A 21,192-nucleotide genomic window follows, 5' to 3' on the forward strand; every position below is an offset into this window, starting at 1 on the left:
TCAACCTCAAGCCGCAGCATACTGCGACCCCCAGCAACGAACCGCCCCGTCCTCCCGCAACGCACAAGCATGTGAGACACCAGCAGCGATGGCCATGAAGCTGCCATGAGGGATGTTGTCGAGTATCCCGTCATCATTGTATCCCCAACACTTGATGGACCCTTCTTCCTGAAGTGCACACGAGTAGTCCTTGCCGGAGGAGATGGCAGTGAATGAACCCTTTGGCACTTCATATAGATCACCAAGGTGGTCCATGCCCCAACAGTGGACATTGCCCGCTTTCCGAAGCCCACAGACGTGGTTGGGTCCCACAGCAATTGCCATAAGCTCGCCGCTGGGTGCGTTGTCCCAGACATAATCTCTCAATCCCCAGCATGTAACACTGTTGTCAGCAAGTAGGCCACAAGCATAGTCGATCTCGACATCCACAGATTTGAATTCCTCGTCAGGGGCTATCATAGCCCCTGAGCCCTGGAAGCCCCAGCACTGAACAGTAGAATCATCTCTGAGTCCGCAACTCAACCACTGACCTGAAGCTACATCCACAAATTGTCCCTCAGGTGCCTGGCTTACCACACCCTCATCGTTGGAGCCCCAGCAGTCCAGGGTTCCATCCAGCCGAATGGCACAAATATGTACATGGCCAACAGCTACAGTCTCATAGCGCGCCGAAGAGCCATGGGGCAGGCCGGTAGCATTGCTACCCCAACAGTGCAAGCGCCCGTCTGACCTGAGCCCGCAGGTCGAACTCAAGCTCGCGGAGATTGCCGTAAAGGCAGTCTCAGGAACATCAAGCAATACGGGGTCCGGTTTGCTGCTGCAATTGCCGGGGACGAGTTGGGTGTCGATGTCGAATCGGCATCGGTACACGTTGAGCAGGGCTTCTTGGGCGGTGATCAGCTCGTCGCGAACGAGGATGTCGTTAGTGGTGGGGGTGCCGGTGAAGGCACCGGGGTCGGTGCTGCCCTGGGAGGGCTCGCCATCACGGCATCCGCCGGGCACCTGCTGGGTGTCGATGTCGAACCGGCATCGATAGACGTTGAGCAGCGACTCCTGAGCGGCAATCAGGTCATCCCTCAACTGCACGTGCTCCAAGGGCACATCCTCACTCTGGGCGGCCGCAACAGTGGTGTTGACGGCGATGACCCCGGTGCACAGCACCGCGACCGCCAGGATCCTGGCCACCAGGCCGTTCAACGATGCGATCATGAGAACCCTCCAGTCGATACGAGGTGGTGGCATTCTGCCTTGTGGAGCTTGAGCAAGTCCACTACCTCATGAGCCTCTGCCAGGCGTTCCGGTCATGGGAGTTCTCCGGTTGAGATGAGGTGGTGGAATTGTGCCTCGTTGAGGACGGGAATGTCGAGGGACTCGGCCTTGTCGAGTTTGGAAGTGCCGGGGTTCTCGCCGACGACGAGGGCGGTGGTCTTGGACGACACGCTACCGGGGGATTTGCCCCCTCGGGCCTTGATGGTAGCGGCCACGCCGTCACGGGTGTAGCCCTCGAGCCCGCCGGTGACCACGATGGTCATGCCGTCGAGAGTCTGGGGCAGCGCTTGGTCCTCGCCGCTGTTGGCGTCGTTGGCAAAGTTGAGGCCTGCCTGTCGGAGCTTCTCGATGATCTCCCGGTTGAGGTCCGACCGGAAGAATTCGTGGACGCTCTCGGCGATGATGGGGCCGATGCCGTCGACGGCGGCCAGTTCCTCGGTGGAGGCCTCCATGATCCGGTCCAAGTGCCCGAAGGCGTCGGCCAACAGCTCGCAGGTGGTGTCGCCCAGATGGCGGATGTTGAGCCCGACGAGCAGCCGGGCCAGCGACTGCTGCTTGGATGCCTCGATGGCGGCCCTCAGGTTGGCCACCGACTGCTCGGCGAAGCCCTCCAATTCCTGGATGCGGTCGAAGTCCAGGGTGTAGAGGTCGGCTACATCGGCGATGAGGCCGAGTTCGATGAACAAGCGGACCCGTTGTTCGCCGAGGTGCTCGATGTCGAGGGCGCCCCGGGCCGCGAAATGCTCGATCCAACCCCGGAGCTGCTCCGGGCACCGGGCGAATCGGCAGTAGTGAGCGGCATCGCCCTCTTGGCGGATGAGCGGCTGCTGGTGAGGGCAGGGGCAGATGTCGGGGAACTTCCATTGGGCTCGGTCAACGGGGCGGTCGGCGAGGACGGGTCCCAGCACCTCGGGAATCACGTCGCCGGCCTTGCGTACCACCACGGTGTCGCCGGGTCGGACATCTTTTTCGCGCACCTGATCTTCGTTGTGGAGGGTGGCCATGGCCACGGTGGAGCCGCCGACGAACACCGGTTCGAGTACGGCGAACGGGGTGGCCTTGCCCTTGCCCCCGATGGAGACCTGGATGTCCACCAGAGTGGTGGTTCGCTCCTCGGGGGGGAGCTTGTAGGCGATGGCCCAGCGCGGCGCCCGGCTGGTGGCGCCCAGGGCTTGCTGGAGATCGAGGCGGTCGACCTTGATCACGGCCCCGTCGATCTCGTAGGGCAAGTCGTGGCGCACGGTCTCGCACTGTTCGATGAACCGCCAGGCCTCGTCCACGGAGCTTGCCGTGGTGGTTTTCGGATTGACCGGCAAGCCGAGACCGGTCAAGTACTCCAGCGTGGCGGAGTGGGTGTCCAGCGGCGGCCCTCCCACGATCTCCCCGGTTTGGTAGCACCACACGGCCAGCCCGCGGGTGGCGGTGATGGACGGGTCCTTCTGCCGCAGTGAACCTGCCGCGGTGTTGCGGGGGTTGGCGTACCGGGGCTTGCCCGCCGCCTCCTGTTCGGCGTTGAGCGCCTCGAAGGCGGCCAGCGGCAGATACACCTCACCCCGCACCTCGAGCACCTCGGGAGCGCCCGGAGGGAGCCGATGGGGGATGCCCTTGATGGTGGCCACGTTGGCGGTGATGTCCTCGCCAACCCGGCCGTTGCCTCGGGTGGCCGCCTGGACCAATTCGCGGTTCTCGTAGCGCAGCGACACCGCCAGCCCGTCGAACTTCAGCTCACACACCAATTGGCCCAGTTCAGGGGGTAGATCGTCGGAGCCGGTACCGGCGGAGCTTCCATCGTGCTCCTGCTCTGTGGAGGCTTGATCGTCCTCAGACTCATCGAGGTCGGGCCGTCCTTCTTCCGCCGCATCCTGCGGTTCGCCGGACAGGGGCAGCACGCCCTGGTCTCCGGTGTCCACCTCCGTCCTCTGCGACTGCACGGTCGCCAGCCGGCGGCGGGCCCGGTCGGCCCAGGCGGTGAGTTCGTCACGGTCGAAGGCGTTGTCGAGCGACATCATCGGCATCCGGTGTTCCACCGGGGCAAAGAGCGTGGACGGGTCGGCCCCCACGAGCTGGGTGGGGGAGTCGGGTCGGGCCAGATCGGGATGCGCCGCCTCCAACTCCCGCAGTTCCCGGATCAACTCGTCGTAGTCGGCGTCGGAGATCTCGGGCGCGTCGTCGGCGTAGTACCGCTGGTTGTGATACTCAACGAGTTGGACCAGCTCAGCGATGCGGTCCTCGGCTCCCGACGTCACCTGCGGGATAGTACCGCCGACTGGTGGCGGGAACTCCTCGGGTTGTGCCAGCAGACCGGGGTGCCGGCAGTACGTCGGCGCCGCCCGCGGGTTGGGATGTGGTGCTCCGGTCGGAGCGGTGGTGGGGGGAAGTGCTGTAGTGGAGGGGATGGTTCGGCGGCTGGATCGGGTGATGGTGTGGGGGGTGCGGCTGTGGTGGGCCGCCATGGCCCTTGTGGCCGGGCCGGTTCTGGCCGACGGGCTCCAGGGGACCTCGCCGGCCTGGCGATCCACGGCGTCGATCGGGCTGTGGGCGTTGTGGGCTGCGGTGATGGTGGGGGTGATGGTGGCGCATCCGATGACCCTCGTGCTGGTGCGCCTGGCCATGCTCTCGGCGGTGGTGGCGCTGGTGTGGGCGGGTGCCGGCGGGGCCGACTGGGGCGAGGTGGCCTTGGTGGCGGCCATCACCGGCGGGGCTGCCGCCGTGGCGCTGAGCGCACCGGTCGGCCAGGTGTTCGTCAATGGCATTTCCTACGGGGACGAGGTGCGGTTGCTGCTGCGACCACCGGCGGTGCTGTTGGCCGGACCGCTGCCCGCGGCGGCCATCGTCTCCGTGGGAGGGGTGGTGAGCGGGCCGCTCCTGCTGGCCGGTGAACGGTGGTGGCTGGGCGGCGCGGTCACGGTGATCGGGGGAGTGATGGCCGTCTTCGGGATGCGGTCGCTCCACTCGCTCACCCGCCGCTGGCTGGTGTTCGTGCCCGCCGGAGTGGTGCTCCACGACCATCTGGCCGTACAGGACCCGGTGCTGTTGCGCCGCCGGGCCGTATCCGGGGTGGAGCCGGCCACCCATGGCTCGGGAGCCCTGGATCTGAGCCAGGGTGCCGCCGGCCTGATCCTGGAGATGACCATGAGCCAACCGATCACCTTGACCCCGCCCAAGAGGACCAAGGGCCAATCCGGCGACGTCCGAGCCAATGCCATCCTGGTGGCCCCGTCACGCCCCGGCCTCACCGTCACCCTGGCCCACCACCGCCGACTGGTATAGCCAGAACTTGCCGGGACCACCCGGCGGGGAGGGACTGAACCGCTGAAGCACCGCTAGGCGGCGGTGAAGCACCAGGAGAAGGTGGCGGCTTCGGCGGGTCCGGATGCTTGTGGCCAATACTCGGCCACCACGCAGTTTTGCTCGGCTTGGAGGCTTTCGATCACCTTGCCCTGGTCGGGGCGGAAAGTGAAGCGGTTGATGTTGGGCTGGTGCCGTACCTGGTCTTCCGGGATCTTCTCACCGTTGATGTACAGGCGGGCGTCGTAGCCGGGGGCCAGGTCGATGCCCACGGTCTCCTGGGAGAGCACCTCGGCGCCGCGCGGGGGAATGAGTTCGTCGACGGCGGCGTTGCCGGTCACCGACACGTCGGTGTTGTCGGTGTCGGCCAGCAACAGCGCCAACACGATGGCCCCGGCCCCGGCGACAGCCGCCACCCCGAGCAGCACCCGGCGCAACACGATGGACTCAAGCACGCCCCTAGTGTGCCCGCCGGAAAGGCCCGATCACACCGCGGGGAGGCACCCCGCCAGGCCGCGGACTCATCACGGGGAGGCAGGGAGGCGAGCTGAGATCTCATTGCGGGGAGGCACAAGCAGGCTCAGGGCAGGCGGTACCCTCCACGTGTGGCCCAGAGCAGCGGCGATACCGGGGTGATCGGTCAGGTTCTGGGCGGGCGGTACCGGCTGCTGGCCTTTCTCGGTTCGGGCCGATTCACCAACGTGTACGTGGCCCACGACCTGTCGACCACCGACCAGGTGGTGGTCAAGTTGCCCAACGAGGACGTGCTGCCCGACGGATGGTCGTCCGAAGGGATCTACGCCCGCCGATTTCGCGAGGCCGCCGAACAGGCCGCTGCCGTGCGGCATCGCCATCTGGTGACCGTCCACGGTTGGGGTGCGTCCGAACTCGGCCTGTACGTGGTGAGCGAGTACCTGGACGGCGGGAGCCTGCAGCAGATGCTGGACGCCGGGAACCTGCTGTCGCCCTCCCAGGCCCTGATGGTCGGGCTGGAACTGGCTCGGGGCCTGGTCGCCGTCGACCAACACGGTCTGGTTCATCGGGACATCCGGCCGTCCAACATCGTTTTCGACGGCCAGGGTCAGGCCCATCTGGCTGACCTGGGCACATCGTGGGTGATGACCTCGTCGGAGACCGAGGAGGCGCTGGTGGCCCGGTCGGTGTTCTCGGCCAACGACGCCGTGCGCTACGCCTCTCCCGAACAGGCCCATGGCCTGATGGCCGACCACACCAGCGACGTCTACTCCCTGGTGCTGGTGCTCACCGAGGCGCTCTCGGGCCGGGTGCCGTTCGATTCCGACGACCCGGACTACACCCAAATGGCCAAGATGAGCAGGCCACTGGACCTGGCCGGCCAGTTCGGCCGCCTGGGCCGGGTGTTGGAGCACGCTGCCCGACCGGACCGCCACAGCCGACCCCACGCCGGGCAATTGGCCAAGGAGCTGCTGGATTCGGCGCAGTCCCTGCCCCCGCCGGAACCCCTACCGCTGACCAAACGGGATTGGCAGGTGCCCGAGCCGGTGGGGGTCGCCACCCCCCCAGTCGAGCCCCCAGCGCAGGCGCGCCCGGCCCGAAGCCGAGATCGCCGGTCCACGAGCCGGTCCACGAGGACGTCCACGAAGAGACTGCGGTGGGCGTTGGTGGCCTTCGTGCTGGTGGGGGCCGCAGGCTTCGGGGCCTATGCCCTGTGGCAGAACCCATTCGGCGGGGAGAGCCCGACCGTGCCCGACCTGGCCGGGGCCGACGATGCCGCGTTGGCCCGCATCCAAAGTGAGTTCGGCTGGGAGATCAACCGCCTCGAACGACGCCAGGACGGCACCATGGCGGGCACCGTGCTCGATCAGGACCCCCCGCCGGGTACGGAACTGGACCGGGGCGAGACCCTCACCGTGTGGGTGTCGCTGGGCAACGAGCTGGTGGTCATTCCCGGCAACCTCGTCGGATTGGCCACCGAAGATGCCGAAGCCCTGTTGGGACAGGTGGGATTGGTGGTGGGGGAGATCACCCGCCGCCACGACGAGGTGATCGTGGCCGGGGCGGTGGTGCAGGTGGACGAGCTGTTCTCCCAAGTGGAACCGGGCGCCGCCGTGGACCTGTTGGTGTCGCTCGGGCCGTCGCCCCGGACGGTGCCCGAAGTGGTCACCGGCACCCCGCTGGTGGTCGCCCAGGAGCGGCTGGAGGAACTCCGCCTGCAGGGGTTGGAGTGGCGGGTACCGGACAACCAGGTGGCCGCCGACCACGTGGTGAGACTCGAACCCCCACCGGGAACCGAGGTGCCTGCCGACGCGGTGATCACCGTGGTGGTGTCGGATGGCCCCGAACGAGTCCGGGTGCCCCTTCTGGCCACCCTGCAGCCCCCGGAGGCCATCGACCTCCTGGAGGAGATCGGCTTGTGCGGGGGCGAGATCGACGGGCCGCCCGACGCGGAGATTCTGACCTCCAATCCGCCCGCCGAGGCCGTGGTTGACTTCGGTACCTGCGTCGATTTGGTCACCCGGCCCGATGAGGAACCGGGAGACGACACCGACAACGGCTGACGGCCAAGAATGCGCTGATGGCCGAAGCCGCTCAGCCGCCGTCGAGCAGGGTGATGGACTGCAGGCGGGCCTGCGCGTGGCGGGCGAACGCGGCCTGCTCGTCGGTCATTCCCTCGCCGAACAATGTGAGCACCAGGGCCAGGTCACCGTCCACCCGCAGATCACCCGTCAAGAAACTGTGGGCGACGGTGTCGGGGTCGTCGGTGACGAACGCGGCCAGGGCGGCGGGGTAGTCCATCTGCACGGTGGCGTCGGGGTCCTCCAGCCGGCCCGGGACGGGCAGCGGACTCCCGGCGTCGGTGTCCACGCAGGCCCGAAACTCACCGTCCCCGAAGGGGGTGCCGGTGACCACCAGGTTGACCCGCGCCCGACGGCCCGGTGCCGGAGGGGAGGCCGCCAACTCCTCGCGCAACGTGAGGGCAGCGTCCACCCATTCGGGACTCAGGAAGGGGTGCGGTCCCATCTCGGTAAGGTACCGCCCGGCGGTGACTCCGGCGCGGGAACCGAGCACGACGGGCGGTACCATGGCGCTTCGCTATGAGCCGCCAACGCATCACCCGCTCGGAGTGCGCCCACGTGGCCTCACTGGCCCGATTGGAGCTGACCGACGAGCAGCTCGACCGATTCACCGGCCAGCTCGACGAGTTGTTGGACCACGTGGCCGAAGTCGAGGCCCTCGATGTGGACGACCTCCCCCCGACGCTGCACGCCCTGGCCCTGCCCAACCGACTGCGGCCCGACACCCCCGCGGACGGCCTCGACCGCACCGAGGTGCTGGAGCAGGCACCGTTGGCCGAGGACGGCTTGTTCCGGGTTCCCCCCGTGCTGGGGGACGCCCCGTGACCCCTGGGCCGATCACCGTCGACTGGTCCCTTCGGGGTCGCCCTCGGGAAGACGCCCCGTGAGCGCGGTGGGGATCGCCGCCGATGTGCGGGCGGGACGCCGAACAGCCCGATCGGTGGTCGACGGGTATCTGAGCACCATCACCGACGGGGACGCTCGGGTCCACGCCTTCAACCTGGTCACCGCCGAACAGGCCCGCCAACGGGCCGACCAGATCGACGCCGAGGTGGCCGCGGGCCAGGACCCGGGCCCCCTGGCCGGCGTGCCCGTCGCCCTCAAGGACAACCTCTGCACCCGGGGGGTGGCCACCACCTGTTCGTCCCGCATCCTCGACGGCTGGGAGCCCCCCTACGACGCCCACGTGGTGGAGTCGTTGCACCAGGCCGGGGCAGTGGTAGTGGGCAAGACCAACATGGACGAGTTCGCCATGGGCAGCTCCACCGAGAACTCGGCGTTCGGCCCCACCGCCAACCCGTGCGACCCCGACCGGGTACCGGGGGGATCGTCCGGGGGCAGCGCGGCCGCGGTGGCCGCGGGCTTCGCTCCGGTGGCGTTGGGCAGCGACACCGGGGGGTCCATCCGCCAGCCCGCTGCCCTGTGCGGGGTGGTGGGGGTCAAACCCACCTACGGGCTGGTGTCGCGCTACGGCCTGGTGGCCTTCGCCTCGTCGCTCGACCAGATCGGGCCGTTGACCGCCACGGTGGCCGACGCCGCCACCGTGCTCGACGTGATCGGCGGCCCCGACCCACGGGACGCCACCAGCATCGCCGAGCCCCAGCCCCCGGTGGCCGAGACGCTGGCCGTCGGGGTCGGCGGGCTGCGGATCGGGGTGCTGGGGGAGCTGAGCGGCGAGGGCATCGCCCCCGACGTGGCCCACCGGCTGCACGCCGCGGTGGGCGCCCTGCGGTCGGCCGGGGCCCAGGTGGCCGATGCCTCGGTTCCCGCCGCGGTCTACGGGTTGTCGGCCTACTACGTGATCGCCCCCGCCGAGGCCTCCAGCAACCTGGCCCGCTTCGACGGCGTCCGCTACGGGCTGCGGTTGGACGGGGCGGGTACCACCGAGATGAACACCGCCACCCGGTCGGCCGGCTTCGGCGACGAGGTCAAGCGTCGCATCATGATCGGCACCTACGCCCTGTCGGCCGGCTACTACGACGCCTACTACGGCAAGGCGCTGAAGGTCCGCACCCTGATCATCAACGACTTCGCCTCGGCCTGGGAGCACTTCGACCTGCTGGTGAGCCCCACCTCGCCCACCACGGCTTTCGCCCTCGGCGAGCGCGCCGCCGATCCCATGGCCATGTACATGAGCGACGTCTGCACGGTGTCGGTGAACCTCACCGGCGAGGCGGCCATGTCGGTTCCCTACGGCATCGGTGACGACGGATTGCCGGTGGGGGTGCAGATCCTGGCCCCCGCGTTGGGTGAGGCCACCATGTTCCGGGCGGCCGCCGTGCTGGAAGCGAGCCTGCCGTGAGCCCGGCGCCATCCAGCATCCCCGGCCTGGGCACCCCGGCCGATGCCGATTGGGAGACGGTGGTGGGCCTGGAGGTCCACGCCGAGTTGGCCACCGAGACCAAGCTCTTCAGCGCCAGCCCCAACCGCTTCGGCGGCGACCCCAACACCCACATCGATCCGGTGTCGCTGGGCCTGCCCGGATCGCTGCCGTCGCTCAACGAGAAGGCGGTGGAGCTGGCCATCCGGGTGGGCGTGGCCCTCGACTGCCGGATCCAGCCGTCGGTGTTCGCCCGCAAGAACTACTTCTACCCGGACATGCCCAAGAACTTCCAGATCAGCCAGTACGACCAGCCGATCTGCGTCGACGGCGGGCTGGAGTTGCCGTCGGGGCGGCGCATCGGCATCGAACGGGCCCACTTGGAGGAGGACACCGGCAAGACCACCCACGTGGGCGGGGGCGGCCGCATCCACGAGGCCGGCTACTCGCTGGTGGACTACAACCGGGCCGGGGTTCCCCTCCTGGAGATCGTGGGCCGCCCCGAGCTGCGCACCGCCGAGGAGGCCCGCCAGTACGTGGCCGAGCTGCGCTCGATCCTGGTGGCGGTGGGGGCATCGGACGGCAAGATGGAGGAGGGGTCGCTGCGGGTGGACTGCAACGTGTCGGTCCGTCCGGTGGGCAGCCGCGCCTTGGGCACCCGCTGCGAGATCAAAAACGTCAACTCGCTGCGCTCGCTGGGCCGGGCCATCGACTACGAGGCCCGCCGCCAGATCGACGAGTTGGCCGCCGGCCGCCCGGTGCCCCAGCAAACCCGGCACTGGAACGAGGACGACGGACGCACCCACGCCCTGCGGTCCAAGGAGGACGACTACGACTACCGCTACTTCCCCGAGCCCGACCTGCTGCCCCTCGAGCCCAGCGCCCAGTGGGTGGAACAGATCCGCCGGGATCTGCCCCCGCTGCCCCGCGACCGCCGCCGGCGTTTGGCCGAGGCGGCCCCGCAGGCCACCCCCGGCCACGTTGCGTTGGCCGTGGAGCGTTCGATGGACCACCTGGCCTTGGTCGCCATCGGCGCCGGCGGCGCCCCCGAGCGGGTGATGACCCATGTGGTCCACAATCTGGCCGACGGCGTGGGCCTGCTGGAGCCCGACGGGCTGGCCGAATTGATCGGACTGGAGGAGGCGGGCGAGCTGACCGCCACGCAGGCCAAGAAAGTGCTGGCCGCCCTGGTGGAGCGCGGGGGGTCACCCCGAGAAGTCGCCCAGTCCTTGGGATTCGAGGCCATGGACACCGCCGAGTTGGACGCCCTGGTGGACGGGCTCATCGCCGACCACCCCGACGAGTGGGCCCGCTTCTGCGGCGGCGACGACAAGCTGACCGGCTTCTTCGTCGGGAGGGTCATGAAGGCCACCCGAGGCCGAGCCGACGGCCAAGCCGTCACCCACCTCCTCCACACCCGCCGCCCTTAGTGGTGTGTCGCAGAAATAATCGCGCATGTCCTGCTAGGCATCGGCGCCCCTCGCTGCGTTGCGTCTCCTTGCCGTACGCAGGGAGTATGGCTTCGTCGTCGCGCCTTGCGAGGAACCCCGCTGCCGTCGCATGCCACGTCGCTATTTCTGCGACACACCACTAGCAGCCCCCTCCAGCCCCGCCCGGCCCAGTCATACCCGCGAAGAATTGGGGCCGGCAGTTGCCACTGCGACACACCACTAGGGTGGGCACCGTGCGAATGGACACGGAGTCGGTGGATTGGGCGTTGAAGACCACCAGGGCGGTGCGGCGGCGGCTTGATCTCGGGCGGCCGGTCGACGACCAGATCATCCTGGATTGCATCGACGTTGCCGAGCAGGCCCCCACCGGCGGGAACCAGTCCAGCCGGCGGTGGATCGTGGTGCGCGACCCCGAGATCAAACAGGAATTGGCCCGCCTGTACCAAGAGGCCGGAGGTCTGTTCTTCACCGAGGCCCGCGACCAGCTTGAGGGCACAGGCCATCCCCGGGAGCCGATGATGCGTTCAGCGGCCCATTTGGTCGAGCATCTGGCTGAGGTACCGGTGATCGTCATTCCCGTCATTGTTGGCCGCCATGACGGAAGCGGCGCCCCGGGCCTGTTCGACTCGGTGATACAGAGTGCGTGGAGCTTTTGCGTGGCCCTGCGGGCCCGAGGTCTTGGCAGCACCTGGACGACCGCCGTCTTGGCCAAGGCCCCTGAACTGAAGGAGTTGCTGGGCATTCCCGATGGGGTGACCGAGATCGCCATGCTCCCCGTGGCCTGGACCAAGGGCACCGATTTTCGTCCTGCACCCCGCTCCCCGGCCCGGGAGATCACCTTCTTCGACGGCTACGGCCGCATCTGCGAATCGGGGCCGGGAACGGCACTGAGGATGGCAGACGGCCCGGGAATGGTGGTGGAAGTCGACATTGCCGCCCATCCCGACGTGGTGTGGGCCGCGATCACCGACATCAACCTGCCGGCCCAGTTCTCCGACGAGTTCAACGGCGCCGACTGGGACGAGGGATTCGACGGGCCCGCACTCGGGGCAACCTTTACCGGCCGCAACCACCTGGAGGCCTTGGGCCACTGGGAAGTCACCAGCTTTGTGGATGTCCTGGAGCCAAATGGTGCGTTCGGCTGGTGTACGTCCGACCCCGATAACCCCGGCGCCCGGTGGCGCTTCGAGATCCAGCCCCTGGTGGGGGGTGGCACCCGGTTGTTGTTTCGACTGTTTCTCGGCCCCGGCCCTTCGGGCCTCACCATGTTCATCGAGCAGAACCCGGACAAAGAGCACGGGATGATCGTCAATCGGCTCCAGCATCACCGGGTCAACATGCAGCGGGTGGTGGACGGCATCCGGGACCACCTCCAGTAGTCCCGCCAATTGCTCAGCGGGTGGCGCCGGGGACGAGCCATTGGCGGCCGGCGAAGCGGGCGAGCAGGCTGATCAGGCGGGTGACCATGAGGGCCCACATGGCCCCCCACAGCCAGCCGATGCCCGCGCCGGCGGCCAAGACCCACATGGCCAGGGGAATGAACACCCCGGCCGCCCCCACCATGGCCACGGCCAGAAAGCGCATGTCCCCGGCCCCGATCAGCACCCCGTCGAGGGCGAACACCACCCCGTTCACCGGCTGCATCAGGGCCAGGTGCAACAGCAGGAATCCCACCAGTGCGATCACCGCCTCATCCCCGGTGAACACCAACGGCAGCCAGGGTCGGGTGATCAGCAGCACCGCGGCCGCAACCAGCCCCGACGCCAGCCCCCACTCGATCATGCGGCGCCCCGCCGCCCGGGCCTGCTCCGGTCGGCCCGCCCCCAGGTAGCGCCCGATCATGGCCTGTCCGGCGATGGCCACCGCGTCGAGGGCCAGCGCCACGAAGAACATGAGCTGGTAGATCACCTCGTGGGCGGCCAACTCCACGCCGCCCAACCGGGCGGCCACCGCCACCGACACGGTGAACGACGCCCGCAGCGCGGCGGTGCGCAGGAACAAGTCGAGCCCCACCACCGCCAACCGTCCGATCATGGAGCGGTCCGGAGCCAGCGTCACCCCGTGGGCGGCCACCGCCTGGCGAATCCACCACACGTAGGCCCCCGCCGCCAGCCATTGGGCCACCACCGTGGACAACGCCGAGGCCCCGATGCCGAACCCGAACCCGTAGATCCACACCAGTTCCAACCCCAGGTTGATCGCCGCGGTGACCACCGCCACCTTCAGGGGTCGCATGGTGTCCTGCAGCCCGCGCAGATAGCCCACTCCGGCCAGGGTGATGAGCATGGCGGGCAGGCCGAACACCCCGATGCGCAGGTACACCCGCCCATGGGTCAGAACCTCGCCGTCGGCCCCCAACAGCCGCAGCAGGGGAGAGGCGAACACCCAGGCGGCCACGGCCAGCACCGTTCCCACCGCCGCAGCCAGCCAGAGCCCCTGCACCGCCTGCTGGGCGGCCCGGCGCCGGTCGCCCGCCCCGATGAGTCGGCCCACCGCCGCGGTGGTGCCGTAGGCCAGGAAAATGAACAGCGACAGCGCCCCCAGCAACACCTGGGAGGCCACCGCCAGCCCGCCGAGCTGGGGTGTGCCCAGGTGCCCCACCACCGCGGTGTCGGCCAGCGTGTAGAGCGGTTCGGCGATGAGGGCGCCCAGCGCGGGAACGGCCAGTCGGGCGATCTCGGCGTCGTAGGGTGACCGCCGCACCGCCCCCAGCCCGCTGATTCGCCCCATGGCGCTCAATTCTTGCCGTAGGGGCCGTGCCACTGGGGCTTCGCCGTGGGCGCCCTACCGCGGACCACTGGACGCGAGCTCTCCACCGGGCAGTACCGATGTCGACCTCCACCGACACCCCACTACTCTGGGGCCATGAGCGATATGAAGCTGCGTTCCCACGAGGTCACCTCGGGGGCCGGGCGGGCCCCGGCCCGAGCCATGCTCCGGGCGGTGGGCATGACCGACGACGACTGGGACAAGCCCCAGGTGGGGGTGGCGTCGTCGTGGAACGAGGTCACCCCCTGCAACCTGCCGCTGGACCGCCTGGCCAAGCGGGCCAAGCAAGGGGTGCGCGACGCTGGCGGCTTCCCCCTGGAGTTCAACACCATCGCGGTGTCCGACGGGATCTCCATGGGCCACGAGGGGATGCGGGCGTCGTTGGTGAGCCGGGAGATCATCGCCGACTCGGTGGAGGCGGTGATGCACGCCGAGCGGCTGGACGCCTTCGTCAGCTTTGCCGGCTGCGACAAGTCGCTCCCCGGCATGTTGATGGCCGCCGCCCGCCTCAACCTCCCGTCGGTGTTCGTCTACGGCGGCTCCATCCTCCCCGGCCGCCACAACGGCCAGGTGCTTGACATCGTCAGCGTGTTCGAAGCGGTCGGCGCCCATGCGGTGGGCGACATCGACGACGCCGAATTGGAAGCCATCGAGCGCAACGCCTGCCCCACCGAGGGCTCGTGTGCCGGGATGTTCACCGCCAACACCATGGCCTCCATCGGCGAGGCGCTGGGCATGTCGCTGCCGGGGAGCGCGTCGGCCGCCGCCGTGGACCGCCGCCGCGACGACTACAGCTACGCCAGCGGTACCGCGGTGATCGGCCTGTTGCGGGACAACATCCGTCCCCGCACCATCATGTCCAAGGGGGCGTTCGAGAACGCCATCGCCCTCACCATGGCGCTGGGCGGGTCCACCAACGCGGTGTTGCACCTGCTGGCCATCGCCTGGGAGGCCGGGGTCACCCTGGAGCTGGACGACTTCAACCGGGTGGCCGCCAAGGTGCCCCATCTGGCCGACACCAAACCCCACGGCTCGTATCACATGGCCGACATCGACCGCATCGGCGGGGTTCCGGTGGTGCTGAAGATGCTGTTGGACGAGGGGCTGCTGCACGGCGACGAGATCACCGTCACCGGTCGGACCATGGCCGAGAACCTGGCCATGATCGACCCCCCGGCCCCCGACGGCGAGGTGATCCACCGCTTCGACAACCCGCTGCACGACATCGGCGGCATCGCCGTGCTCACGGGGTCGCTGGCCCCCAACGGGGCGGTGCTCAAGGTGGCGGGCATCGACTTCGACCACTTCGAGGGCCGGGCCCGGGTGTTCGACGGCGAGGACGCCGCCATGGACGCGGTGCTGGGCGGCCGAATCGGTGCGGGCGACATCGTGGTCATCCGCTACGAGGGGCCCCGGGGCGGACCGGGCATGCGGGAGATGCTGGCCATCACCGGGGCCATGAAGGGCGCCGGTCGGGGGGCGGACGCGGCCCTGATCACCGACGGACGGTTCTCCGGGGGCACCCACGGGTTCTGCGTGGGCCACGTGGCCCCGGAGGCCACCGAAGGCGGTCCCATCGCCCTGGTGGCCGAGGGCGACACCATTCGCATCGACGTGCGGGACCACTCCGTGGACCTGTTGGTGAGCGAGACCGAGCTGGCCGAGCGCCGGGCCAACTGGAAGCCCCCCGAGCCCCGCTACACCAAAGGGGTGTTGGCCAAGTACGCCCGCTTGGCCCAGGGGGCCGAAAAGGGCGCGGTCACCGAGGCTTGAGCCGCCCCGTCCAGCTTGTCCAACGGGGACGGGAGGCGCGCCCCTCCGGATGGTCTACCGGGGGTACCCGCCGGGGTCCGACCAGGCGCCGGTGGCGTCGTCGAAGGCCCGAGCGGCCGGCGTCATCCACTCCCGGCGCCCCCGGCGCACCCCGGTGGACGACACGCCGTCCAGCTCGGCGGCGACGATCAGCTCGGCCCCCGCGGGCACCTCGAAGGGCGACCGGGGGGCGATGGCCAGCTCCCGACGCCGCAGAGCGGCCACCGCTCGGTCCCGGGCCCGCACCGAGTTGCCGTAGAAGGCCGGGTCCAACACCTGGGCCCACTTGTCGGCCCCCATCACCACCACGTCGTACCCCTCGGCGATGTCCACCAGGAGCTGGTGGTGGGTCACCACCACCCCCAACCCGTCGACGTCGGCCACCGACGCCTCCAATACGGCGACGCGCTCCTCGAACGACGGCCGCTCGGTCACCTGCTTGCCGAGCGCCCGGCGCGACACCACCAGATCCACCCGGTCCAGCCCCCGCTGGTCCCGGGCCGCCAGGGCGATGGCCAGGTGGCCGATGGTGGGGGGATTGAACGAGCCGGGATACACCCCGATTCGACGATTCGACACGTTGGCCTCGCTGTTCTCGCTTCTGGCGCGTCCTGGGTTGATCGGGGTCATCGTCTCGGGGTCATCGTCTTGTCACCGACAGCCGCCACCGTTCATACTGGTGGGGTTCTATGAAGCGCCATTTCCCCACCGGATCGACGCTCGTCGTACGCCTCTAGTGCACGGTCCCGGCTCAGCCGAGGGACCGTGCGCTTCGACCTCCCGCTGCGGGAGGTTTTTCTTTTTCCCCGGACGCCCGAGCAATCGGGCTCCTGCCCAAGCCAATGACAGACAACACCACCACGAAATGAAGGGTCTACCGACATGCGAATGAACGGCGGACAAGCCTTGATGAAAGCCCTCGAGAACGAGGGCGTGGAGATCATGTTCGGGCTGCCCGGTGGGGCCATCCTGCCGGTGTACGACCCGCTGATCGAGTCGTCCATCCGCCACGTGCTGGTGCGCCATGAGCAGGGGGCGGGCCACATGGCCGAAGGATACGCGCACGCCACCGGTCGCCCCGGCGTGGCCATGGTCACCTCGGGACCGGCGGCCACCAACATCGTCACCCCCCTCTGCGACGCCTACATGGACTCGATCCCCATGGTGGTCATCACCGGCCAGGTTCCCTACGCGGCCATCGGCACCGACGCCTTCCAGGAGTGCGACACCACCGGCATCACCATGTCGGTCACCAAGCACAACTACCTGGTCACCGAGGCCGCCGACATCCCCCAGGTGATCCACGACGCCTTCCACATCGCCACCACCGGTCGCCCCGGCCCGGTGCTGGTGGACATCCCCAAGGACATCGTGGACCCCAACAACCCCCGCTCCGCCCTGGACTGGAAGACCCCCAGCGGTCACGACCTGCCCGGCTATCACCCCAACCTGGGGGTCGACGCCGAGCTGGTACACCAGGCGGCCAAGCTCATCTGCGAGGCCGAGCGCCCCGTGCTCTACACCGGGGGCGGCATCCTGAAGTCCCGGGGGGCCGAGGCCCTGATGGAGTTGGCCGAACTCACCGGCATCCCGGTGGTGACCACGCTCATGAACCGGGGGGGATTCCCCGACGACCACCCCCTGTGTCTGGGGATGCCCGGCATGCACGGCAACTACACCGCGGTGACCGCCATGCAGGAGGCCGACCTGCTCATCGCGCTGGGGGCCCGCTTCGACGACCGGGTCACCGGCAACGTGGCCGGCTTCGCCCCGTTGGCCAAGGTCATCCACGTGGACATCGACAGCGCCGAACTGGGCAAGGTGCGCCGACCGGACGTGGCCATCCAGGGCGACTGCAAGCTGGTCATCGAGGAGCTGGTCGGGGCCCTCAAGGGCATGGGCGGCGCCGACGCCCAGCCCGACCGCAACCCGTGGCGCTCCCGGATCAGCGGCTGGCAGGAACGGTTCCCCCTCACCTACGAGCCGTCCCAGCCCGACGAACTGCTCAAGCCCCAGTACGTGCTGGAGCAGCTTCGCGACACCACCCCCGACGACACCATCGTGGCCTCGGGCGTGGGCCAGCACCAGATGTGGGCCAGCCAGTACTGGAAGTTCAACCACCCCTACACCTGGGTGAACTCCGGCGGCCTGGGCACCATGGGCTTCGCCATTCCCGCGGCCATCGGGGCCAAGGCGGGCCGGCCCGACCGCATGGTGTGGGCGGTGGACGGCGACGGCTGCTTCCAGATGACCGCCCAGGAGCTGGTGACCGCGGCCACCGAGGGCTTCCCCATCAAGGTGGCCCTGATGAACAACGCCTATCTGGGCATGGTGCGCCAGTGGCAGGAGATGTTCTACCGGGAGCGCTATTCCGAGGTCTACCTCAGCCGCGACGTGCCCGACTACAAGCTGTGGGCCGAGGCCCTGGGCTGTGAGGGCCTGCGGGTGGAGTCGCCCGAGGAGGTGGCCCCGGCCATCGCCCGGGCCAACGATATCGACGACCGCCCGGTGGTGGTGGAGTTCCGCTGCGAGGCGGGCGAGAACGTCTACCCCATGGTTCCCGCGGGCAAGTCCAACAGCGACGTGGTGGTGGACCCCTCCCAGCAGGACCGCCCCCGATGACGGCCCCGGAGGGCTCGGGCACCACCACGCTGGTGGTCCATGTGGAGAACAAGGCCGGGGTGCTGGCCCGGGTGGCCGGTTTGTTCGCCCGACGGGGGTTCAACATCGAGTCGCTGGCCGTGGCCCCCACCGCCGACGAGCGGTTCAGCCGGCTCACCATCGTGGTGGGGGTGGACGCCGCCCCCATGGAGCAGGTGGTCAAGCAGCTCGACAAGCTGGTCAACGTGGTGGAAATCCGCGAGCTGAACCCCTCGGTCAGCGTGGAGCGGGAGATGCTGATGGCCACCGTCCGGGCCGATCCCCAGATCCGGGGGCAGATCCTGGACCTGGTGCGGATTTTCCAGGCCGCGGTGCTGAACGTGGGCTACGAGGAGATCATGGTGTCGCTCACCGGGTCGCCCAGCCGAGTGGATGACTTCGAGGACCTTCTGCGACCCTATGGGATCGTGGACGTGCAGCGCACCGGCAAGGTGGCCCTGCCCAAACTGGCCAAAGCGGCCCCCGACCCCCTGGACCCCTGACCGGTCCGGCGAGTACCGAGAACCATCTACCGAGAACCATCGACGACTGTGAGGACAGCCCATGGCAACCGTGTTGTATGAGAAGGACGTGGACCGCGACCACATCGCCGGCCGCAAAGTGGCCATCTTGGGCTACGGATCCCAGGGCCACGCCCACGCCCTGAACCTGAAGGACTCGGGCATCGACGTGCGGGTGGGGCTGCGGGAGGGGTCGTCCTCGGCGGCCAAGGCCTCCGAGGCCGGTCTGCGAGTGATGTCGATGGCCGAGGCGTCGGCCGAAGCCGACGTGATCATGATGCTCCTGCCCGACACCGAGCAGTCCGACATCTACCGGACCCACATCGAGCCCCACCTGCAGGCGGGCGACGCCCTGCTGTTCGCCCACGGCTTCAACGTGCGGTTCGATCTGATCTCTGCGCCCGACGGGGTGGACGTGGCCATGGTGGCCCCCAAGGGTCCGGGCCATCTTGTGCGGCGCACCTACGTGGAAGGCGGCGGGGTGCCCTGTTTGATCGCGGTGGGCCAGGACGCCACCGGCCACGCCCAGGGGCTGGCCCTGGCCTACGCCGATGCCATCGGCGGCGCCCGGGCCGGGGTGATCGAGACCACCTTCGCCGAGGAGTGCGAGACCGACCTGTTCGGCGAGCAGGTCGTGCTGTGCGGCGGCCTGACCTCGCTGGTCACCGCCGCCTTCGAGACCCTGTGCGACGCGGGCTACCAGCCCGAGGTGGCCTACTTCGAGTGCCTCCACGAGCTAAAGCTCATCGTGGACTTGATGTACGAGGAGGGGATCGGAGGTATGCGCTACTCCATCTCCGACACCGCCGAGTACGGCGACCTGAGCCGGGGCGACCGCATCATCAACCAGGAGACCCGGGCGGAGATGAAGAAGATTCTCGACGAGATCCAAAGCGGGTCGTTCGCCGAGGAGTGGATGAACGAGAGCCGCAGCGGCCGCCCGAACTTCCTGCGCATGGAGGCCGAGGGTCGCCAACATCCCATCGAGGAGGTGGGTTCGGAACTGCGGGCCATGATGCCCTGGATCTCCGAGGGCCGCCAGAGCGTCCAGGCGGTGTCCGGCGGCCAATAGGCCTGTGTCCGGCGGCCAGTAGGCCTGTGTCCGGGGACCAATAGGTGGAGTCCGGGGGCCTATGGGCCGAGGATTCGGCCCACACTGGCTGATCGGGGGCCGTCGGTCGGTAGTATTCGTTCGGCCACACGCAACGTCGGTCCCACCGAAAGGGAGAGTGAGGAATCGTGAGCGACAACTGGGGTTTTGAGACCAAGCAAATCCACGCCGGGCAGGAGCCTGATCCGGCGACGGGATCACGGGCGGTGCCCATCTACCAGACCACCTCCTACGTGTTCCGCGACACCGAGCACGCCGCGGCCCTGTTCGGCCTGGCCGAGGTGGGCAACATCTACACCCGCATCATGAATCCCACCCAGATGGTGCTGGAGGCCCGGCTTTCGGCCCTGGAGGGCGGCACCGCGACCGCCATCGGGATTCCCGGCGCGCTGGCCCTGTCGTCGGGTCAGGCCGCCGAGACGCTGGCCATCTTGAACCTGGCCGAGTCCGGCGACCACGTGGTGTCGTCGGCCTCGTTGTACGGGGGCACCTACAACCTGCTGCACTACACCCTGCCCAAGATGGGCATCGAGGTGTCGTTCATCGACGATCCCGACGACCTGGACGCCTGGCGGGGCGCCATCCGGGACAACACCAAGGTGTTCTACGCCGAGACCATCGGCAATCCCAAGAACGACTGCCTCGACATCGAAGGGGTCGCCGGGGTGGGCCACGCCGCCGGCATCCCCCTGATGGTGGACAACACCGTGCCCACCCCCTATCTGATGCAGCCCCTGGCCCACGGCGCCGACATCGTGGTCCACTCGATGACCAAGTTCATCGGCGGACACGGCAACTCCATCGGCGGGGTCATCATCGACGGGGGCACCTTCGACTACGGGGCCAGCGGACGCTTCCCCAACTTCACCGAGCCCGACCCCAGCTACCACGGCCTGGCCTTCTGGCCCGCGCTCGGCCACGGCGCCTACATCATCAAGGCCCGGGTGCAACTCCTGCGCGACATCGGGGCGGCCATCTCCCCGCAGAACGCCTTCTATTTCCTGCAGGGCCTGGAGACGCTGAGCATGCGCATGGACCGGCACTTCGCCAACGCCCAGACGGTGGCCGAGTACCTCGACGGCCACGACCAGGTGGAGTCGGTGCAGTTCGGCGGGCTGGCCTCCAGCCCGTGGCACGACCGCATGAACCACTACGGCGGTGGCCGGGGCCACGGCTCGGTACCCGCCTTCCACATCAAGGGGGGGCGCGACGCGGGCGAGAAGTTCGTGAACGCGCTCGACCTGCACAGTCACGTGGCCAACATCGGCGACGTGCGCAGCCTGGTGATCCACCCGGCTTCCACCACCCACTCGCAGCTCACCGAGGAGGAGCAGATCACCACCGGGGTGTATCCCGGCCTGGTCCGGCTGTCGGTGGGCCTGGAGACGGTGGACGACATCATCGCCGACCTCGAGCAGGGCTTCGCGGCTGCCCGAGCCTGAGCCCGCCTCCGGCG

Annotated in this window: 17 protein-coding genes; 11 read left to right on the forward strand and 6 right to left on the reverse strand. The window is 68.7% G+C overall.

Features of this window, described 5'->3' with window-relative positions:
• Nucleotides 1-6: 6 nt before the first annotated feature.
• Together ACOQPQ_RS01455 and ligA are read right to left on the reverse strand one after the other, a co-directional pair.
• A complete protein-coding gene (locus tag ACOQPQ_RS01455) occupies nucleotides 7-1,209 on the reverse strand; it encodes an RCC1 domain-containing protein (RefSeq protein WP_420637665.1) in 1,203 nt (400 codons plus the stop codon).
• A gap of 92 nt (nucleotides 1,210-1,301) precedes the next feature.
• Nucleotides 1,302-3,515 (reverse strand): NAD-dependent DNA ligase LigA, encoded by a 2,214-nt coding sequence (ligA, locus tag ACOQPQ_RS01460; protein WP_420637666.1) that lies wholly within the window; start codon nucleotides 3,513-3,515, stop codon nucleotides 1,302-1,304.
• A 148-nt stretch (nucleotides 3,516-3,663) separates the two neighbouring features.
• Here ligA and ACOQPQ_RS01465 point away from each other — a divergent pair, with 148 nt between their 5' ends.
• The gene (locus ACOQPQ_RS01465; RefSeq protein ID WP_420637667.1) at nucleotides 3,664-4,539 is read left to right on the forward strand and encodes a hypothetical protein; all 876 of its coding nucleotides are present in this window, start codon (nucleotides 3,664-3,666) and stop codon (nucleotides 4,537-4,539) included.
• Nucleotides 4,540-4,592: 53 nt separating this feature from the next.
• Here the strand turns inward: ACOQPQ_RS01465 and ACOQPQ_RS01470 are convergent, their stop codons facing one another.
• Entirely contained in the window at nucleotides 4,593-5,012 is a 420-nt protein-coding gene (locus ACOQPQ_RS01470) for a hypothetical protein (RefSeq protein WP_420637668.1), read from the reverse strand.
• A gap of 150 nt (nucleotides 5,013-5,162) precedes the next feature.
• Between ACOQPQ_RS01470 and ACOQPQ_RS01475 the strand changes: the two genes are divergently transcribed.
• Nucleotides 5,163-7,094 (forward strand): protein kinase domain-containing protein, encoded by a 1,932-nt coding sequence (locus ACOQPQ_RS01475; RefSeq protein WP_420637669.1) that lies wholly within the window; start codon nucleotides 5,163-5,165, stop codon nucleotides 7,092-7,094.
• Nucleotides 7,095-7,125: 31 nt separating this feature from the next.
• Here the strand turns inward: ACOQPQ_RS01475 and ACOQPQ_RS01480 are convergent, their stop codons facing one another.
• A complete protein-coding gene (locus ACOQPQ_RS01480; RefSeq protein WP_420637670.1) occupies nucleotides 7,126-7,557 on the reverse strand; it encodes a hypothetical protein in 432 nt (143 codons plus the stop codon).
• A 74-nt stretch (nucleotides 7,558-7,631) separates the two neighbouring features.
• On the opposite strand from ACOQPQ_RS01480, the gene gatC reads away from it, so the two are divergent.
• The 4 genes from gatC (at nucleotide 7,632) to ACOQPQ_RS01500 (ending at nucleotide 12,262) form a co-directional block, all read left to right on the forward strand.
• On the forward strand, nucleotides 7,632-7,937 hold the full coding sequence (gene gatC, locus ACOQPQ_RS01485) for an Asp-tRNA(Asn)/Glu-tRNA(Gln) amidotransferase subunit GatC (RefSeq protein ID WP_420637671.1): 306 nt from the start codon (nucleotides 7,632-7,634) through the stop codon (nucleotides 7,935-7,937).
• 58 nt (nucleotides 7,938-7,995) lie between these two features.
• Entirely contained in the window at nucleotides 7,996-9,414 is a 1,419-nt protein-coding gene (gene gatA, locus ACOQPQ_RS01490; protein WP_420637672.1) for an Asp-tRNA(Asn)/Glu-tRNA(Gln) amidotransferase subunit GatA, read from the forward strand.
• Nucleotides 9,411-10,862 (forward strand): Asp-tRNA(Asn)/Glu-tRNA(Gln) amidotransferase subunit GatB, encoded by a 1,452-nt coding sequence (gene gatB, locus ACOQPQ_RS01495; protein ID WP_420637673.1) that lies wholly within the window; start codon nucleotides 9,411-9,413, stop codon nucleotides 10,860-10,862. Before gatA ends, gatB begins: the two co-directional genes overlap by 4 nt.
• 260 nt (nucleotides 10,863-11,122) lie before the next feature.
• Nucleotides 11,123-12,262: a nitroreductase family protein gene (locus tag ACOQPQ_RS01500; protein WP_420640341.1), complete on the forward strand. Its 1,140-nt coding sequence runs from the start codon at nucleotides 11,123-11,125 to the stop codon at nucleotides 12,260-12,262.
• 13 nt (nucleotides 12,263-12,275) lie between these two features.
• Here ACOQPQ_RS01500 and ACOQPQ_RS01505 read toward each other — a convergent pair whose 3' ends face one another.
• The gene (locus ACOQPQ_RS01505; protein ID WP_420637674.1) at nucleotides 12,276-13,613 is read right to left on the reverse strand and encodes an MATE family efflux transporter; all 1,338 of its coding nucleotides are present in this window, start codon (nucleotides 13,611-13,613) and stop codon (nucleotides 12,276-12,278) included.
• Nucleotides 13,614-13,748: 135 nt separating this feature from the next.
• Between ACOQPQ_RS01505 and ilvD the strand changes: the two genes are divergently transcribed.
• Nucleotides 13,749-15,425 carry a dihydroxy-acid dehydratase gene (gene ilvD / locus ACOQPQ_RS01510; protein WP_420637675.1) on the forward strand — a complete coding sequence of 559 codons (1,677 nt, stop codon included), beginning with the start codon at nucleotides 13,749-13,751 and terminating at the stop codon, nucleotides 15,423-15,425.
• Between the two features lie 54 nt (nucleotides 15,426-15,479).
• Here the strand turns inward: ilvD and ACOQPQ_RS01515 are convergent, their stop codons facing one another.
• The gene (locus ACOQPQ_RS01515) at nucleotides 15,480-16,043 is read right to left on the reverse strand and encodes a hypothetical protein (RefSeq protein WP_420637676.1); all 564 of its coding nucleotides are present in this window, start codon (nucleotides 16,041-16,043) and stop codon (nucleotides 15,480-15,482) included.
• 330 nt (nucleotides 16,044-16,373) lie between these two features.
• On the opposite strand from ACOQPQ_RS01515, the gene ilvB reads away from it, so the two are divergent.
• From ilvB to ACOQPQ_RS01535, 4 genes are all read left to right on the forward strand, one after another.
• A complete protein-coding gene (gene ilvB / locus ACOQPQ_RS01520; RefSeq protein WP_420637677.1) occupies nucleotides 16,374-18,086 on the forward strand; it encodes a biosynthetic-type acetolactate synthase large subunit in 1,713 nt (570 codons plus the stop codon).
• Nucleotides 18,083-18,607 (forward strand): acetolactate synthase small subunit, encoded by a 525-nt coding sequence (gene ilvN, locus ACOQPQ_RS01525; RefSeq protein ID WP_420637678.1) that lies wholly within the window; start codon nucleotides 18,083-18,085, stop codon nucleotides 18,605-18,607. The genes ilvB and ilvN overlap by 4 nt, the downstream gene beginning before the upstream one ends.
• Before the next feature lie 61 nt (nucleotides 18,608-18,668).
• Complete coding sequence (gene ilvC / locus ACOQPQ_RS01530) at nucleotides 18,669-19,697, forward strand: ketol-acid reductoisomerase (RefSeq protein WP_420637679.1); 1,029 nt, start codon at nucleotides 18,669-18,671, stop codon at nucleotides 19,695-19,697.
• Between the two features lie 164 nt (nucleotides 19,698-19,861).
• Nucleotides 19,862-21,178, forward strand: coding sequence for a bifunctional o-acetylhomoserine/o-acetylserine sulfhydrylase (locus ACOQPQ_RS01535; protein WP_420640342.1), 1,317 nt, complete (start codon nucleotides 19,862-19,864; stop codon nucleotides 21,176-21,178).
• Nucleotides 21,179-21,192 lie beyond the last annotated feature (14 nt).

The organism is Candidatus Poriferisocius sp. (assembly GCF_965219775.1).
GTDB lineage: Bacteria > Actinomycetota > Acidimicrobiia > Acidimicrobiales > Bin134 > Poriferisocius.

Bases quoted from the DNA above. Each gene is read 5' to 3' on its own strand.
- ilvD (WP_420637675.1), top strand. From the start codon at position 13,749: ATGAGCGATATGAAGCTGCGTTCCCACGAGGTCACCTCGGGGGCCGGG.
- ACOQPQ_RS01465 (WP_420637667.1), top strand. From the start codon at position 3,664: ATGGTTCGGCGGCTGGATCGGGTGATGGTGTGGGGGGTGCGGCTGTGG.
- ACOQPQ_RS01480 (WP_420637670.1), bottom strand. From the start codon at position 7,557: ATGGGACCGCACCCCTTCCTGAGTCCCGAATGGGTGGACGCTGCCCTC.
- ilvB (WP_420637677.1), top strand. From the start codon at position 16,374: ATGAAAGCCCTCGAGAACGAGGGCGTGGAGATCATGTTCGGGCTGCCC.
- ilvC (WP_420637679.1), top strand. From the start codon at position 18,669: ATGGCAACCGTGTTGTATGAGAAGGACGTGGACCGCGACCACATCGCC.
- ACOQPQ_RS01505 (WP_420637674.1), bottom strand. From the start codon at position 13,613: ATGGGGCGAATCAGCGGGCTGGGGGCGGTGCGGCGGTCACCCTACGAC.
- gatC (WP_420637671.1), top strand. From the start codon at position 7,632: ATGAGCCGCCAACGCATCACCCGCTCGGAGTGCGCCCACGTGGCCTCA.
- ilvN (WP_420637678.1), top strand. From the start codon at position 18,083: ATGACGGCCCCGGAGGGCTCGGGCACCACCACGCTGGTGGTCCATGTG.
- ACOQPQ_RS01455 (WP_420637665.1), bottom strand. From the start codon at position 1,209: ATGATCGCATCGTTGAACGGCCTGGTGGCCAGGATCCTGGCGGTCGCG.
- ACOQPQ_RS01500 (WP_420640341.1), top strand. From the start codon at position 11,123: ATGGACACGGAGTCGGTGGATTGGGCGTTGAAGACCACCAGGGCGGTG.